The sequence below is a fragment of the Diaphorobacter limosus genome, assembly GCF_033100095.1.
GTDB classification, from domain to species: Bacteria; Pseudomonadota; Gammaproteobacteria; order Burkholderiales; family Burkholderiaceae_C; genus Alicycliphilus; species Alicycliphilus limosus.
The window spans coordinates 3344291-3358418 of record NZ_CP136921.1 but is presented as its reverse complement, the minus strand read 5'-3'; the positions used below and the strand labels follow the sequence as shown (position 1 = coordinate 3358418).

The window sequence follows — 14128 nt, the reverse complement described above, 5'->3', positions numbered from 1 at the left end:
TGAACCGGATCAGCGCCCATACACATCCCCCAGACGCACGATGTCATCCTCCCCCAGGTAGGAGCCGGACTGCACCTCGATCATCTCCAGGTCTACATGGCCGGGGTTCTCCAGCCGGTGCGTGACGCCGAGGGGGATATAGGTGGACTGGTTCTCGGTGAGCAAAAAAGCCTCGTCACCCTTGGTCACGCGCGCCGTGCCGCGCACCACGACCCAGTGCTCGGCACGATGGTGGTGCATCTGCAGCGAGAGCTTGCCACCAGGCTTGACCATGATGCGCTTGACCTGGAAGCGCTCACCCGCGTCCACACCGTCGTACCAGCCCCAGGGGCGGTACACCTTGCGGTGCAGCATGCCCTCGGCGCAGCCCTCGCGCTTCAGGCGATCGACGATCTTCTTCACGTCCTGCGTGTGGCGCTGATCGACCACCAGCACCGCATCCGGCGTCTCCACCACCACCAGGCCCTGCACGCCCACGCAGGCCAGCAGCCGGCCCGAAGAATAGGCCAGGGTATCGTCGCAGTCCTGCAACATCACCCGCCCCTGACTCACGTTGCCGGCCTCATCCTTGGGCAGTATCTGCCACAGCGCATCCCATGCGCCCACATCGGACCAGCCCGCGGACAGCGGCAGCACCACGCCCTGCGGCAAGCCCTCCACCGCCTGCGCTCCGGCCAGGCGCTCCATCACCGCGTAGTCGATCGAATCGCTGGGGCAGGCGGCAAAGGCCTCGGCATCCACCCGCACAAACGACAGGTCGGAGGTGCTCTTGTTCCAGGCCGCCTCGCAGGCCTCGAGGATGTCTGGCCGGCATAGCCGCAGCGCATTCAGCCACACGGACGCCCGCAGCACGAACACGCCGCTGTTCCATGAATAGTTGCCTTGCTTCAGATAGCCCTCGGCCGTGGCGCGATCGGGCTTTTCCACGAAGCGGGCGATGGCACAGGCACCACCGGCATCCAGCGCCGCACCCGCCTGTATGTAGCCATAGCCCGTCTCCGGTCGATCCGGGGTGATGCCAAAAGTGACCACGGCTCCGTTCTGGGCAAGGCGCGCGGCGTGGCGCACGCATTCCTGAAATGCCGCCACCTGGCTCACCACATGGTCGGCCGGCATGACGAGCAACACCGGGTCGTCGCCAGCCGCCCGAGCAGCCAGCGCGGCCAGCGTCAGCGCCGGTGCGGTATTGCGCCCCACGGGTTCGAGCACGATGCGGCCCTGCAGCCCCATCAGCCTGAGCTGCTCGGCCACCACAAAGCGGTACTCGTCGTTGCAGACCACCAGCGGCGGCGCGCAGGTGGCGCCATCGATGCCCTCCAGCCGGCGCAACGTGGCCTGCAACAGCGAATCCTGCCCCACGAAGGAAAGCAGCTGCTTGGGGTACTTTTCACGGGACAGCGGCCACAGGCGCGTGCCCGAACCTCCCGACAAAACGACTGGCTGAATCAACATGATGTGCTGGCAATCCGCTTTTTTGACAGGCAAGAGGGTAATCCGGGTTCATGGCGACCCGTCAGCGATCGAACCCTGATGCCCATGCCGCCAGAGTTTGGCTTTTCCTATCGGCAATGTAGATTGATTGTTTGTTGCGATGCAGCATACCTGATCGCTACGCGGCCCAACTCCTATATCGACCGCTTCTGGCATAAATGGAAACAATTTCACGATTCGAGCCTGTATGCCCACGCCTGGCTGCAACCCATTGACTTGTAAAGAGACACAAATCATTTTCCGAGCGGGGGCGCCTGTCATTCGATCGTCACGCTCTTGGCAAGGCTTCCGGGCTTGTGCCGCCACATAACTTCGCTGCGCGAAGTGAGTGGCGTCCAAACCGCGCCATTTGGGCGCTACGCGCGGCGGCTGCGCCGCCCCAAGAGCGCGCCGGTCATTCGACCGTCACGCTCTTGGCAAGGCTTCCGGGCTTGTGCCGCCACATAACTTCGCTGCGCGAAGTGAGTGGCGTCCAAACCGCGCCATTTGGGCGCTACGCGCGGCGGCTGCGCCGCCCCAAGAGCGCGCCGGTCATTCGACCGTCACGCTCTTGGCAAGGCTTCCGGGCTTGTGCCGCCACATAACTTCGCTGCGCGAAGTGAGTGGCGTCCAAACCGCGCCATTTGGGCGCTACGCGCGGCGGCTGCGCCGCCCCAAGAGCGCGCCGGTCATTCGACCGTCACGCTCTTGGCAAGGCTTCCGGGCTTGTGCCGCCACATAACTTCGCTGCGCGAAGTGAGTGGCGTCCAAACCGCGCCATTTGGGCGCTACGCGCGGCGGCTGCGCCGCCCCAAGAGCGCGCCGGTCATTCGACCGTCACGCTCTTGGCAAGGTTTCTGGGCTTGTGCCGCCACATAACTTCGCTGCGCGAAGTGAGTGGCGTCCAAACCGCGCCATTTGGGCGCTACGCGCGGCGGCTGCGCCGCCCCAAGAGCGCGCCGGTCATTCGACCGTCACGCTCTTGGCCAAATTGCGCGGTTTGTCCACATCCGTGCCGCGGGCGCAGGCGGTGTGGTAGGCCAGCAGCTGCAGGGGCACGACATGCAGCAAAGGTGACAGGGGGCCGTAGTGCTCGGGCATGCGGATCACATGCACACCCTCGCTGCTCTCGATATTGGTGCGGGCGTCGGCCAGCACATACAGCACGCCGCCGCGCGCGCGCACTTCCTGCATGTTGCTCTTGAGCTTTTCCAGCAGCTCGTCGTTGGGCGCCACGGTGACCACCGGCATGCTGCTCGTCACCAGTGCCAGGGGCCCGTGCTTGAGCTCGCCGGCCGGATAGGCCTCGGCGTGGATGTAGCTGATTTCCTTGAGTTTCAGGGCCCCTTCCAGCGCCACCGGATAGTGGATGCCACGTCCCAGGAACAGCGCGTTTTCCATCTTCGCGAAGTCCTCGGCCCAGCTGATGATCTGCGGCTCCAGCGCCAGCACGGCCTGCAGGGCCGCCGGCAGATGGCGCATGGCGGTCAGGTACTGGGCTTCCTTTTCCTCTGTCAGGCGCCCCTTGGTTTGCGCCAGCGCCAGGGTCAGCAGGAACAGGCCCGCCAGCTGCGTGGTGAAGGCCTTGGTGGATGCCACGCCGATCTCCACCCCGGCGCGCGTGACGTAGGTCAACGCGCATTCGCGCACCATGGCGCTGGTGGCCACATTGCAGATGGTCAGCGTGTGCTTCATGCCCAGGCCCTGGGCGTGGCGCAGCGCGGCCAGGGTGTCGGCCGTCTCGCCGGACTGGCTGATGGTGACCACCAGGGTGCGCGGGTTGGGCACGCTGGTGCGGTAGCGGTACTCGCTGGCCACCTCCACCTGCGTGGGAATGCCGGCGATGGATTCGAGCCAGTACTTGGCCGTGCAGCCGCTGTAGTAGCTGGTGCCGCAGGCCAGGATGAGCACCGAGTCGATCTCCTTGAACACGCGCCACGCTGCCTGGCCCGGCTGGCCATGCTGGCCGGCGCCGTCAAACAGCTCGGGCACGATGGCCTGCACGCCGTCCAGCGTGTCGGCAATGGCGCGCGGCTGCTCGAAGATTTCCTTTTGCATGTAGTGGCGGTACGGCCCCAGCTCGGCCGCGCCGCTGTGCGCGTGCACGGTGCGAACGGGGCGGCTGCCTTCGGCCAGGGGCTGGCCATCCGGCCCGGTGATCCAGTAGCGGCCCAGCTGCAGATCCACCAGGTCGCCCTCCTCCAGGTAGACGATCTGATCGGTCACGCCGGCCAGGGCCATGGCGTCGCTGGCCAGAAAGTTCTCGCCCTGGCCCACGCCCAGGACCAAGGGCGAGCCGGCGCGCGCGCCGACCACGCGCTGCGGCTCGTCCTTGTGGATCACGGCAATGGCAAACGCACCATGCAGCTCGGCGGTGGCGGCGCGCACGGCCTGGAACAGGTCGCCGTCGTACAGGCTGTCCACCAGGTGCGCGATGACCTCGGTATCGGTCTGGCTGGAGAACACATAGCCGCGCGCCTGCAGCCGCGCGCGCAGCTGCTCATGGTTTTCGATGATGCCGTTGTGCACCAGGGCCACGCGGCCGGCGCGCGCCGTCTCGGCCGGCGCCTCGCCACAACCGTGGCTGAAATGCGGGTGGGCGTTGTGCACCGCGGGCGCACCATGCGTGGCCCAGCGCGTGTGGGCGATGCCGGTGGCGCCCTGCAGGTCGTCCTGCGCCACCTGCTCCAGCAGCTCGGCCACGCGCGCCGTGCTGCGGGCGCGACGCAGGCCGCCTGCCGGGTGCTGGCCCATGCTCGCCTCATGCACGGCCACGCCGCAGGAGTCATAGCCGCGGTACTCGAGCCGCTGCAGGCCCTGCACCAGGATGGGAACGATGTTGCGCGTGGATACCGCGCCGACGATGCCGCACATAGAAAAACCTCCCCAAATGAACAATGGATGCGATGCTAGACTGACAAGCTAGAAATTTTCAAGATTTTTTCTTTTGTTTATGCGCAATAATTTCATTGACAATGAAATGACAAATTTTATTTCTCATTTTTATTTGTAATGGAATCTGATTTCATACCCGATGCAACCGACTGGCAGCTGCTGGACTGGCTCCAGCGCGATGCCTCGCTCAGCAACCAAGCCTTGGCCGAGCGCGTGCATGTTTCGCCCCCCACCTGCCTGCGCCGCGTGCGGCGGCTGCAGGAGTCCGGCCTGATCGAGCGCCAGGTGGCGCTGCTGCAGCCCGACCGGCTGGCGGCGCTGCAAGGCCACGGGCTGGCGGCCATTGTCGAGGTGTCACTGGACCGCCAGGGCGCCGAGCACCTGGACGCCTTCCAGGCCCGCGCCATCGCCGACGATGCGGTGCAGCAATGCTGGCGCGTGTCGCCCGGGCCGGACTTCGTACTCGTCGTGCACACGCGCGACATGCCGGCCTACCTGGCCCTGTCGCAGCGCCTGTTCACCCAGGACGCGAATGTGCGCAACGTCAAGGTCTTCTTCGCCACGCAGCGCGCAAAATTCGAGACAAAATTGCCGATAGCGCATACCCAATAAGCGCTACAAGCTATAAATACGATAGTAAAAACAACTCCGCCCCTTGACCTGTGGCCGCATAGGCGCCACCCTCGACCCATGCCAAGCATGGAGGATGCATGGAATTCAAGGACTACTACCAAATCCTGGGCGTGCCGCGCGATGCCGGTGCGGACGACATCAAGAAGGCCTACCGCAAGTTGGCGCGCCGCTACCACCCCGACGTCAGCAAGGAGGCTGACGCCTCTGCCCGCATGGCCGAGGTGAACGAGGCCAACACCGTCCTGTCCGACCCCGAAAAGCGCGCTGCCTACGACCGCCTGGGGCAAGAGGCCGCGCACCACCCGGGTCAGGACTTCCGCCCGCCGCCCAACTGGGACGCCGGTTTCGAGTTCACCGGCGCACCCGGCGCCGAGGGCCTGGACGGCGCCGAATTCAGCGACTTCTTCGAGCAGCTCTTCGGCCGCGCCGCCCGCGCCCAGCATGCCCAGGGCCGCGGCGGCGCCCAGGCCCGAGGCGCGCCGCCACCGCAGCGCGGGCGCGATCACCATGCGTCCATCGAGCTGGATCTGCGCGACGCCTACCACGGCGGCGAGCAGCTGCTGGCCCTGCACGGCGCGCGGCTGGACGCGGCCGGGCATCTGGTCAACGAACAGCGCCAGCTGCAGGTAACCATTCCCAAGGGCGTGCGCGCGGGCCAGCTGATACGCCTGTCCGGCCAGGGCGGCCCAGGCACGCCGGCGGGCGACCTGTTCCTGGAGGTGCGGTTCAAGCCCGACACCCGCTGGCGCGCCGAGGATCGCGACGTCTATCAAGCCGTCACCCTGGCGCCCTGGGAGGCCGAGCTGGGCGGTGCCATCGAGGTGCAGACACCCGGCGGCAGCACCGTCGAGGTCACCGTGCCGCCACGCTGGAAGCCCGGGCGCAAGCTGCGCCTGAAAGAGCGCGGCATACCCGCCGCCACGCCCGGCGACCTGTACCTGGAGCTGCATGTGGCCCTGCCCGCCGCCGCCACCCCGGCGCAGCAGCAGGCCTACCGCGCCCTGGCCCAGGCCTTCCCCGACTTCAAGCCGCGCGCCACGCAGGGCGCGCAAGGAGGCTGACCATGGTCACGCACCATTTTCTGGACAGGGCCCTGGCCGAGCTGCTCGACGAGCCCAACCGCCTGACACTGGAGGAGCTGGCGCGCAGCTGCTGCATGGCGCCCGGCTGGGTCGTGGAGCGGCTGGAGGCGGGCTTGCTGCAAGGGGAACAGTCCGGCGGCCGCTGGCTGTTCACCAGTTCCACCGTGCTGCGCGCACGCCGCCTTGCGCGGCTGGAATCGAGCTTCGACGCCGACCCCGAGCTGGCGGCGCTCACGGCCGACCTGATCGAAGAGGTGGCGGTGCTGCGCCAGCGCCTGCGCCAGCTGGAACAGGGCGTGGACCTACCCTGAGCAGCCGGGCGCCGCAGCCCCGGGCCAATCCAGGCGGATGCAGCAACCCGCGCCGGGAGCGGCGGTGGCACTGATGCTGGCGCCGTGGCGCTGGGCAATGGCCTGGCACAGGGCCAGGCCGGCGCCCACGCCGTCGAAGTCGGCCTCGCGGTGCAGGCGCTGGAACACGCCGAACAGCTGCTGCGCGCGCGTGCCGTCAAAGCCGACACCGTTGTCCTGCAGGGTGACATGCACGCGACCGGCGGGCGCCACCTCGGCATGCAGTGCGATGCGCGGCTGGGCCACGCCGCGCGAGAACTTAAGGGCGTTGGCCAGCAGCTGGGTGAGCAGCTGGGTGAGCAGCTCGGCGTCGGCCTGCACCGGCGGCATGGCGCCGGCAATCTGCCACTGCACGCCGTCGGCCGCACCGCCCAGGGCCGCGCGCGCCTGCTGCACGGCGCCGGCCAGATCCAGCGATTGCAGGCGCAGCGGGGCACGGCCGGCGCGGGCGATGGCCTGCAGGCCGTCGATCATCAGCGCCATGCGGCGCGCCGATCCCTCCATGGTGGCCAGAAAGTCCATGGCTTCGAGCAACTGCGGCGGCTGGCCCGGCAGCTCCTGCGACAACTCCTGCAGCAACTCGCGCGCCAGGGCACCGTACGACGTCACATGGCGCAGCGGGGCGCGCAGGTCGTGCGAGACGGCGCGCAGAAAGGCCTCGTGCGCGGCGGCCATGTCGGCAATCTGGCGCTGGGCCTGGTCGAGTGCAACGCGCAACTGCTCTGGTGTTTCAGTGGCAGCCGCGTCGCTTTGCATGGCCGTCACTTGGCCTGTTTCACCGGGCGCTTCCAGCCGGCAATGTTGACCTGCTTGCCGCGCGCCACGCTCAACGCGCCTGCCGGCGTGTCCTTGGTGATGGTGGAGCCGCCGCCCACGGTGCCGCCGGCGCCCAGGATGACGGGCGCCACCAGCACGCAGTTGCTGCCCACATGCACGTCGGCCTCGATCACGGTGCGGTGCTTGTTGGCGCCGTCGTAGTTGGCGGTGATGCAGCCGGCGCCGTAGTTGACGCGCTCGCCCACCGTGGCGTCGCCCAGGTAGGCCAGGTGGTTGGCCTTGGCGCCGTCGGCCAGGGTGGAGTTCTTGACCTCGACAAAGTTGCCGATATGCACCTCGCGCCCCAGTTGCGCGCCCGGACGCAGGCGGGCAAACGGGCCGACCAGGGCGCCCTCGCCGACGCTGGCGCCGGCCTTCTCGCCGTCGATATGGGTGAAGGGGTGGATCACCGCGCCAGCGGCAATGCTGGCGTTGGCGATGCAGCAATAGGCGCCGATCTGCACGCCCTCGCCCAGCTCGACGCGGCCGGTGAAGATGCAGCCGACGTCGATGTCCACGTCCTGCGCACAAATCAGCTCGCCGCGCGCGCCGGTCTTGGCATCGTCGCGCAGGTCAAAGCGCGCGGGGTCGGCCAGGCGCACGCCCTGCTCCATCAGCGCCGCCGCCTGGCGCATCTGGTGCGCGCGCTCCAGCTCGGCCAGCTGCACCGGGCTGTTCACGCCGGCGACCTGCAGCGCATCCTGGATGCGGTGCGCCACCACCGGCACGCCGTCCGCCACGGCCATGGCGACGATGTCGGTCAGGTAGTACTCGCCCTGGGCGTTGTCGTTGGTCAGGCGGGCCAGCCAGCCAGCGAGCAGGCGCGCCGGCACGGCCATGATGCCGCTGTAGATCTCGCCAATGGCGCGCTGCTCGGCGCTGGCGTCCTTGTGCTCGACGATACGCTGCACCTGGTCGTTGGCGGCGCGCACGATGCGGCCATAGCCCGTGGGGTCGCTCAGCTGCACGGTCAGCAGCGCCAGCCGTTCGCCGCCGGCCGCATCGACCAGCGCGGCCAGCGTGGCGGCCTGGGTCAGCGGCACATCGCCCGAGAGCACCACCACCATGCCGTCGCCGGCCAACTGCGGCACGGCCTGCTGCACGGCGTGGCCCGTGCCCAGTTGCGGCTCCTGGCGCACGCATTTAAGGTCAAATTGGCCGCTAGCGCCCGTTCTCTGTGCGCAACTAGCTTCTACTTCTGCAGCACCATGGCCGGTGATCACCACCACCCGTCGTGCCTGCAGGCTGGCCGCCTGGTCCAGCACATGCTGCAGCAGCGGCCTGCCGGCCAGGCGCTGCAAGACCTTGGGGGTGCGGCTTTTCATGCGCGTGCCCTTGCCCGCGGCCATGATGATGATGTCCAGTGCTGTCATGAGGTAAGTGGGATTGGCTGATCGACGCCCGGCCAACCCTGCCGGCCGGGCAAACGCGCCATTATCCCGCGCTGCACCATTGGTACTGCAGCGCCTGCTGGCCCAGAGGTTCGAGCACGGCATGCTGGCCGGGGGCGATGCGCAGGCTCTGGCCGGCCTGCAGCAGCAGGTCGCCCGAGTCCTCGCGCCAGCCATGGGGGCCATCGTCTACCGTCACCGAGGCCTGGCCGCAGACCACGCGCAGCCGCATGGCCGTCGTCGGCCGCAGGCTGCGTGCGGCACCCGTGGCGAGCCGGTACGGATCGGCGCCGGCAGCGTCTGCGCAGGCGCCCCATTGTTGCGAATTCAGAACATGCGACGCGGTCATGGCGGTCTCCTGAAACCATTGATGTGGCGCCAGTTTGCGCCTTGCCACGGGCTATCGTCCAATGAAAACAAGAGCCACCATCAATTCTCAAATCGCATCAATTCAGGCATCATCGCAGGCCATGAAAACGCCCCTGCCACCCATCACCCACCTGCGCACCCGGCCCGTGGCCGTGGGCCATTGGCGCGCCTTTCTGGCCGTGGCCCGGCATCTGAACTTTCGCGCCGCGGCCGAGGAGCTGGCCCTGACCCAGTCGGCCGTCAGCCGCCAGATCCAGGCGCTGGAGGACGAGGTCGGCGTGCCGCTGTTTTTGCGCCACACCCGCGCCGTGGAGCTGACCGGCGCCGGCGGCCAGCTGCAGCGCGCCGTGGCGCCGGCCCTGGAGCGCATGGACGCCGCCGTGCGCCTGGTGCGTCAAACGGCCGGGCGCAAGAGCGTGGCGATCACCACCTGGGCCAGCTTTGCCTCGATGTGGCTGATACCACGCATGGAGGAGTTCCAGCGCGACAACCCGGACATCGACATCCGCATGGACGCCAGCGATGCCATGGTGGATCTGGAGACCGCCGACGTGGACCTGGCCCTGCGCTCGGCCGTGCCCGGCAGCCAGCCGGCGGGCGCCGAGCGCCTGTTTGGCGAGCAGCTGGCGGTGGTCGCCAGCCCCTGGCTGCTGAAAAGCATGCCGCCGATACACGAGCCGGCCGACGTGGCGCGGTTCACCCTGATCGAGGCCGGGGATGCGCACCGCCTGCCCTATTTCGAGCTGATCACCTGGCGCCGCTGGTTCCAGGTGCATGGCCTGGAGAAGCTGCAGCCGCGGCGCTGGCTGTACTTCAACTACGCCCAGCAGATCGCCCAGGCGGCCCTGGCCGGCCAGGGCCTGGCGCTGGCGCGCATGCCGCTGGTGGCGCAAAGCCTGGCATCGGGCGACCTGGTGGAGGTGCTGCCCGGCCATCGGCTGGATTCGCCGCTGGCCTATTGGCTGGTGGTGGGGCCGAGGAGCGGCCAGCGCCCGGAGATCCAGGCCTTCTGCGCCTGGCTGCTGCTGCAGGCCGAGGCCACGCGCCGCGCCATCGGCGAGGCGGCGCCGGTCACGACCCCTGACACCCCATGAATAGCTACATTTTTAATAGCTAATAGCGCTTGCTGCACAAGCGCAAAGGCCGTTTTTATTGCAAATGACCTATGGCCACATCAAGCCAATGTCACGCGCGCGAACTTGCGCTTGCCCACCTGCACCACGTAGCGACCGGTGGCCAGCTTCAGGCCCTTGTCGCTGACCACGCCGCCATCGACGCGCACGCCGCCGCCGTCGATCAGGCGGTTGGCCTCGCTGCTCGAGGGCGCCAGGCCCGCCTGCTTGAGCAGCGCCGCAATGCCCAGCGGCGCGCCGCACAGTTGCAGCTCGGGGATATCGTCGGGAATGCCGCCCTTGGCGCGGTTGTTGAAGTCTCCTTCAGCCGCATCGGCCGCGGCCGCGCTGTGAAAGCGCGCCGTGATCTCCTTGGCGAGCAGCACCTTGGCGTCCTTGGGGTTGCGCCCCTCGGCCACTTCCTGCCTGAGGCTGGCGATCTCGGCCAGGCTCCTGAACGACAGCAGGGTGTACCAGTCCCACATCAGCTCGTCCGAGATAGACAGCACCTTGGCGAACATGGTGTTGGCGTCCTCGGTGATGCCGATGTAGTTGTTCTTGGACTTGGACATCTTCTCCACCCCGTCCAGCCCCACCAGCAGCGGCATGGTGAGCACACACTGCGGCTCCTGCCCCCACTCCTGCTGCAGATGGCGGCCCATCAGCAGGTTGAACTTCTGATCCGTGCCACCCAACTCCAGGTCCGCCTTGAGCGCCACGGAGTCATAGCCCTGCAGCAGTGGGTACAAGAATTCATGGAGGCTGATGGAGCTGCCCTCGGTGAAGCGCTGGTGAAAGTCGTTGCGCTCCATCATGCGCGCCACCGTGTACTTGGCCGCCAGCTGGATCATGCCGCGCGTGCCCAGGGCGTCGTTCCATTCGCTGTTGTAGCGGATCTCGGTGCGCGCCGGGTCCAGCACCTTGGCGGCCTGGGTGTAGTAGGTCTCGGCGTTGACCTTGATCTGCTCGGCCGTGAGCGGCGGGCGCGTGCTGTTGCGCCCCGAGGGGTCGCCGATCAGCGTGGTGAAGTCGCCGATCAGAAAAATCACCTGGTGGCCCAGATCCTGCAGCTGGCGCATCTTGTTGAGCACCACCGTGTGGCCGATGTGGATGTCCGGCGCCGTCGGATCCAGCCCCAGCTTGATGCGCAGCGGCTGGCCCGTGGCCGCGCTGCGCGCCAGCTTGCGCGTCCAGTCCTCGCGCGGCAACAACTCGTCGACGCCGCGCAGTGACACTTCCAATGCCTGACGTACGTCATCGGTCACCGGGAAATTCGTAACAACGGTTTGATTCATAAGGGTTTTCAGGGTGTCACCAGGGGCGCAGGGACTATACTCTCGAGCGCTTTGTAGCAGCGGATTCTAGTGGCCCCGCCCATCCCACCGGCCCGGGGCCCCTTTCCGCAGCCATACCAAATTCCTTGTGCCTGCCGCCCACACGCGCCCGCGCCAGAGGCATGCAGGCACATCTGCCTGGGGTAAGACTCTTGAACAACGGCTTGACCACCGCCGGACTGCTTTTGCTCAGCCAGCTGAAGCAGACCCTTCAAACCCATCCGAAACGCATTACCGCCGCCCTGACAACGCTGCTGCTGACCACCGGCGGCGGCGCCTTTGCCGTGGCCTCGCTGGCGCCCGATCCGGCCGAACTGCCGGCGAGAACCGTGACCCAGGCCGTGCAGTCGCTGGCCGAGGGCGAGCCACTGTCGGCCCTGGTGGACGGGCCTGGCTTCTCGCTGTACCGCTCCGACGTCACGCGCGGCGCTGACACGGCCGAGAGCATCCTGCAGCGCCTGGGCGTTGCCGACCCCGCCGCCGCGGCCTTTTTGCGTGCCGACAATGCCGTGCGCCAGAACCTGCTGGGCCGCGTGGGCCGCTCCATGTCGGCCGAGGCCACGGACGACCACCGCCTGGTGCGCCTGACGGCCCGCTGGGCGCAGGACGACAGCGACCGCTTCCAGCGCCTGGTGGTCGAACGCAAGCCAGACGGCAGCTTCGCCTCGCGCATCGAATCGGCACCGCTCACCGTGGGCAGCCGGCTGGCCGGCGGCGTCATTCGCAGCTCGCTGTTTGCCGCCACCGACGCGGCCAGCATCCCCGATGCCGTGGCCGTGCAGCTGGCCGAGGTGTTCTCGGGCGACATCGACTTCCGCCGCGCGCTGCGCAAGGAGGATCGCTTCTCCGTGGTCTACGAGACGCTGGAGGCGGACGGCGAGCCGCTGCGCAGCGGCCGCGTGCTCAGCGCCGAGTTCCAGAACGGCGAGAAGACCTACAACGCCCTCTGGTTCCAGCCGCCTGGCGCCGCCAAGGGTGCGTACTACACGCTGGACGGGCAAAGCATGCGCCGCGCCTACCTGACCTCGCCGGTCGAGTTCTCGCGCGTCTCCAGTGGTTTTGCCATGCGCCTGCACCCCATCCACAAGACCTGGCGCGCCCATCTGGGCACCGACTTCGCCGCGCCCACGGGCACGGCGGTGCGCACCGTGGGCGACGGCGTGGTGGACTTTGCCGGCGTGCAGAACGGCTACGGCAACGTGGTCTACGTCAAGCACCGCAACCAGCATGTCACCATCTACGCTCACCTGAGCCGTATCGACGTGCGCAAGGGCGACAGCGTCGAGCAGGGGCAAAAGCTGGGCGCCGTGGGCGCCACCGGCTGGGCCACGGGCCCGCATCTGCACTTCGAGTTCCGCGTCAATGGCGAGGCCCGCGACCCGCTGAGCATCGCCCGTGAAAGCGAGGCCGCCCAGCCCGTGTCGAACGCCGCACGCCCGGCCTTCAACCGCCTGGCGTCGAACATGCGCGTGCAGCTGTCATCGGCCCTGCAAATCCTGCAGGCCAGCGCCGAATAAGGCCACGCCCTCCTTTGACGCAGCGCTACATCGGCCTGATGTCGGGCACCTCGCTCGACGGGGTCGATGGCGTGCTGGCCGAGTTTTCAGGGCAAAAATGCCGTGTAGCGCAGTACTCATCAGCGCAAATAGCTCCTGATTTAAGAGCAGAACTGCTCACACTTAACACCCCCGGCAATGATGAACTGCACCGCGCCGCACTGGCCGCGAATGCACTGGTGCGCGGCTATGCAGATGTGGTGCAACGCCTGCTGGCGCAAGCCGGGCTGAGGCCAGATGCCATCCACGCCATAGGCGCGCATGGCCAGACCGTGCGTCACCGGCCCCTGGCCTTCGATGGCACGGGCTACACCCTGCAGCTGAACAACCCCGCCCTGCTGGCGGAAATCACCGGCATCACCGTGGTGGCGGACTTTCGCAGCCGTGATGTCGCCGCCGGCGGCCAGGGCGCGCCGCTGGTGCCCGCCTTCCACCAGGGCATGTTTGGCCAGGCAGGGCGCAGCGTGGGCGTGCTCAACCTGGGTGGCATCTCCAATCTGAGTCTGCTGCGCGCCGATGGCGGCGTGCTGGGTTTTGACTGCGGCCCGGCGAACGCGCTGATGGACTATTGGTGCGAGCGCCACACCGGCCGCACCTACGACGACCAGGGTGCCTGGGCGCGCACCGGCCGGCCCCATGGCGCCCTGCTCGATGCCCTGCTGGCCGAGCCCTTTCTGGCCCTGCCGCCGCCCAAAAGCACCGGGCGGGATCTGTTCAACCCGCACTGGCTGGAGCCTCTGCTGGCAGCAGCCAGTAACGCCCCGCCACAGGACGTGCAGGCGACGCTGGCCGAGTTCACCGCCAGAAGCTGCGCCCAGGATCTGCTGCGCCACGCGAGCGACTGCGACCTGCTCATCGTCTGCGGCGGCGGTGCGCTCAATCAGTATCTGATGGAGCGCCTGCAGGCCCTGCTACCCGGAGTCACCGTGCAGGATTCGGCCCTCCATGGTCTGCCGCCACTGCAGGTCGAGGCCGCCGCGTTCGCCTGGCTGGCACGACAATGCCTGGCCGGCCAGACGGCCAGCCTGCCCGAAGTGACCGGCGCACGCGGCGCGCGCATCCTGGGCGCCATCTACCCCGCATGAACGCAAAAAACCGCCTTGCAGCGGTTTTTTTGCCC

Annotated in this window: 12 protein-coding genes; 6 read left to right on the top strand and 6 right to left on the bottom strand. The window is 67.8% G+C overall.

What is annotated here, in order from left to right; all coding sequences use genetic code 11:
• Positions 1–9: 9 nt before the first annotated feature.
• Both P4826_RS16150 and glmS read right to left on the bottom strand, forming a co-directional pair.
• On the bottom strand, positions 10–1452 hold the full coding sequence (locus tag P4826_RS16150; RefSeq protein ID WP_317701381.1) for a mannose-1-phosphate guanylyltransferase/mannose-6-phosphate isomerase: 1443 nt from the start codon (positions 1450–1452) through the stop codon (positions 10–12).
• A 981-nt stretch (positions 1453–2433) separates the two neighbouring features.
• On the bottom strand, positions 2434–4344 hold the full coding sequence (glmS, locus tag P4826_RS16145) for a glutamine--fructose-6-phosphate transaminase (isomerizing) (RefSeq protein WP_317701380.1): 1911 nt from the start codon (positions 4342–4344) through the stop codon (positions 2434–2436).
• Positions 4345–4482: 138 nt separating this feature from the next.
• Between glmS and P4826_RS16140 the strand changes: the two genes are divergently transcribed.
• The 3 genes from P4826_RS16140 to P4826_RS16130 all read left to right on the top strand — a co-directional run bounded on the left by P4826_RS16140 (position 4483) and on the right by P4826_RS16130 (position 6391).
• Positions 4483–4977 carry an Lrp/AsnC family transcriptional regulator gene (locus P4826_RS16140; RefSeq protein WP_317701379.1) on the top strand — a complete coding sequence of 165 codons (495 nt, stop codon included), beginning with the start codon at positions 4483–4485 and terminating at the stop codon, positions 4975–4977.
• A gap of 98 nt (positions 4978–5075) precedes the next feature.
• A complete protein-coding gene (locus P4826_RS16135) occupies positions 5076–6059 on the top strand; it encodes a DnaJ C-terminal domain-containing protein (protein WP_317701378.1) in 984 nt (327 codons plus the stop codon).
• Between the two features lie 2 nt (positions 6060–6061).
• A complete protein-coding gene (locus P4826_RS16130) occupies positions 6062–6391 on the top strand; it encodes a chaperone modulator CbpM (protein ID WP_317701377.1) in 330 nt (109 codons plus the stop codon).
• On the opposite strand, the gene P4826_RS16125 is transcribed toward P4826_RS16130, so the two are convergent.
• The 3 genes from P4826_RS16125 to P4826_RS16115 form a co-directional block, all read right to left on the bottom strand.
• A complete protein-coding gene (locus P4826_RS16125; RefSeq protein WP_317701376.1) occupies positions 6383–7186 on the bottom strand; it encodes a sensor histidine kinase in 804 nt (267 codons plus the stop codon). The genes P4826_RS16130 and P4826_RS16125 overlap by 9 nt on opposite strands.
• 5 nt (positions 7187–7191) lie before the next feature.
• A complete protein-coding gene (gene glmU / locus P4826_RS16120) occupies positions 7192–8619 on the bottom strand; it encodes a bifunctional UDP-N-acetylglucosamine diphosphorylase/glucosamine-1-phosphate N-acetyltransferase GlmU (protein ID WP_317701375.1) in 1428 nt (475 codons plus the stop codon).
• Positions 8620–8680: 61 nt separating this feature from the next.
• The gene (locus P4826_RS16115; protein WP_317701374.1) at positions 8681–8986 is read right to left on the bottom strand and encodes a DUF2917 domain-containing protein; all 306 of its coding nucleotides are present in this window, start codon (positions 8984–8986) and stop codon (positions 8681–8683) included.
• Positions 8987–9107: 121 nt separating this feature from the next.
• Here P4826_RS16115 and P4826_RS16110 point away from each other — a divergent pair, with 121 nt between their 5' ends.
• The gene (locus P4826_RS16110; RefSeq protein ID WP_317701373.1) at positions 9108–10100 is read left to right on the top strand and encodes a LysR substrate-binding domain-containing protein; all 993 of its coding nucleotides are present in this window, start codon (positions 9108–9110) and stop codon (positions 10098–10100) included.
• An 80-nt stretch (positions 10101–10180) separates the two neighbouring features.
• Here the strand turns inward: P4826_RS16110 and tyrS are convergent, their stop codons facing one another.
• On the bottom strand, positions 10181–11413 hold the full coding sequence (tyrS, locus tag P4826_RS16105) for a tyrosine--tRNA ligase (protein ID WP_317701372.1): 1233 nt from the start codon (positions 11411–11413) through the stop codon (positions 10181–10183).
• A gap of 191 nt (positions 11414–11604) precedes the next feature.
• On the opposite strand from tyrS, the gene P4826_RS16100 reads away from it, so the two are divergent.
• Together P4826_RS16100 and P4826_RS16095 are read left to right on the top strand one after the other, a co-directional pair.
• On the top strand, positions 11605–12969 hold the full coding sequence (locus P4826_RS16100) for a M23 family metallopeptidase (RefSeq protein ID WP_317701371.1): 1365 nt from the start codon (positions 11605–11607) through the stop codon (positions 12967–12969).
• Between the two features lie 38 nt (positions 12970–13007).
• Positions 13008–14093, top strand: coding sequence for an anhydro-N-acetylmuramic acid kinase (locus tag P4826_RS16095; protein ID WP_317703776.1), 1086 nt, complete (start codon positions 13008–13010; stop codon positions 14091–14093).
• Positions 14094–14128 lie beyond the last annotated feature (35 nt).

What these genes read in the sequence shown, in the direction of transcription:
- P4826_RS16125 (WP_317701376.1), bottom strand. Translation starts at nt 7,186, where the DNA reads ATGCAAAGCGACGCGGCTGCCACTGAAACACCAGAGCAGTTGCGCGTT.
- P4826_RS16135 (WP_317701378.1), top strand. Translation starts at nt 5,076, where the DNA reads ATGGAATTCAAGGACTACTACCAAATCCTGGGCGTGCCGCGCGATGCC.
- glmU (WP_317701375.1), bottom strand. Translation starts at nt 8,619, where the DNA reads ATGACAGCACTGGACATCATCATCATGGCCGCGGGCAAGGGCACGCGC.
- P4826_RS16140 (WP_317701379.1), top strand. Translation starts at nt 4,483, where the DNA reads ATGGAATCTGATTTCATACCCGATGCAACCGACTGGCAGCTGCTGGAC.
- P4826_RS16110 (WP_317701373.1), top strand. Translation starts at nt 9,108, where the DNA reads ATGAAAACGCCCCTGCCACCCATCACCCACCTGCGCACCCGGCCCGTG.
- glmS (WP_317701380.1), bottom strand. Translation starts at nt 4,344, where the DNA reads ATGTGCGGCATCGTCGGCGCGGTATCCACGCGCAACATCGTTCCCATC.
- P4826_RS16150 (WP_317701381.1), bottom strand. Translation starts at nt 1,452, where the DNA reads ATGTTGATTCAGCCAGTCGTTTTGTCGGGAGGTTCGGGCACGCGCCTG.
- P4826_RS16115 (WP_317701374.1), bottom strand. Translation starts at nt 8,986, where the DNA reads ATGACCGCGTCGCATGTTCTGAATTCGCAACAATGGGGCGCCTGCGCA.
- P4826_RS16130 (WP_317701377.1), top strand. Translation starts at nt 6,062, where the DNA reads ATGGTCACGCACCATTTTCTGGACAGGGCCCTGGCCGAGCTGCTCGAC.
- P4826_RS16095 (WP_317703776.1), top strand. Translation starts at nt 13,008, where the DNA reads ATGTCGGGCACCTCGCTCGACGGGGTCGATGGCGTGCTGGCCGAGTTT.
- tyrS (WP_317701372.1), bottom strand. Translation starts at nt 11,413, where the DNA reads ATGAATCAAACCGTTGTTACGAATTTCCCGGTGACCGATGACGTACGT.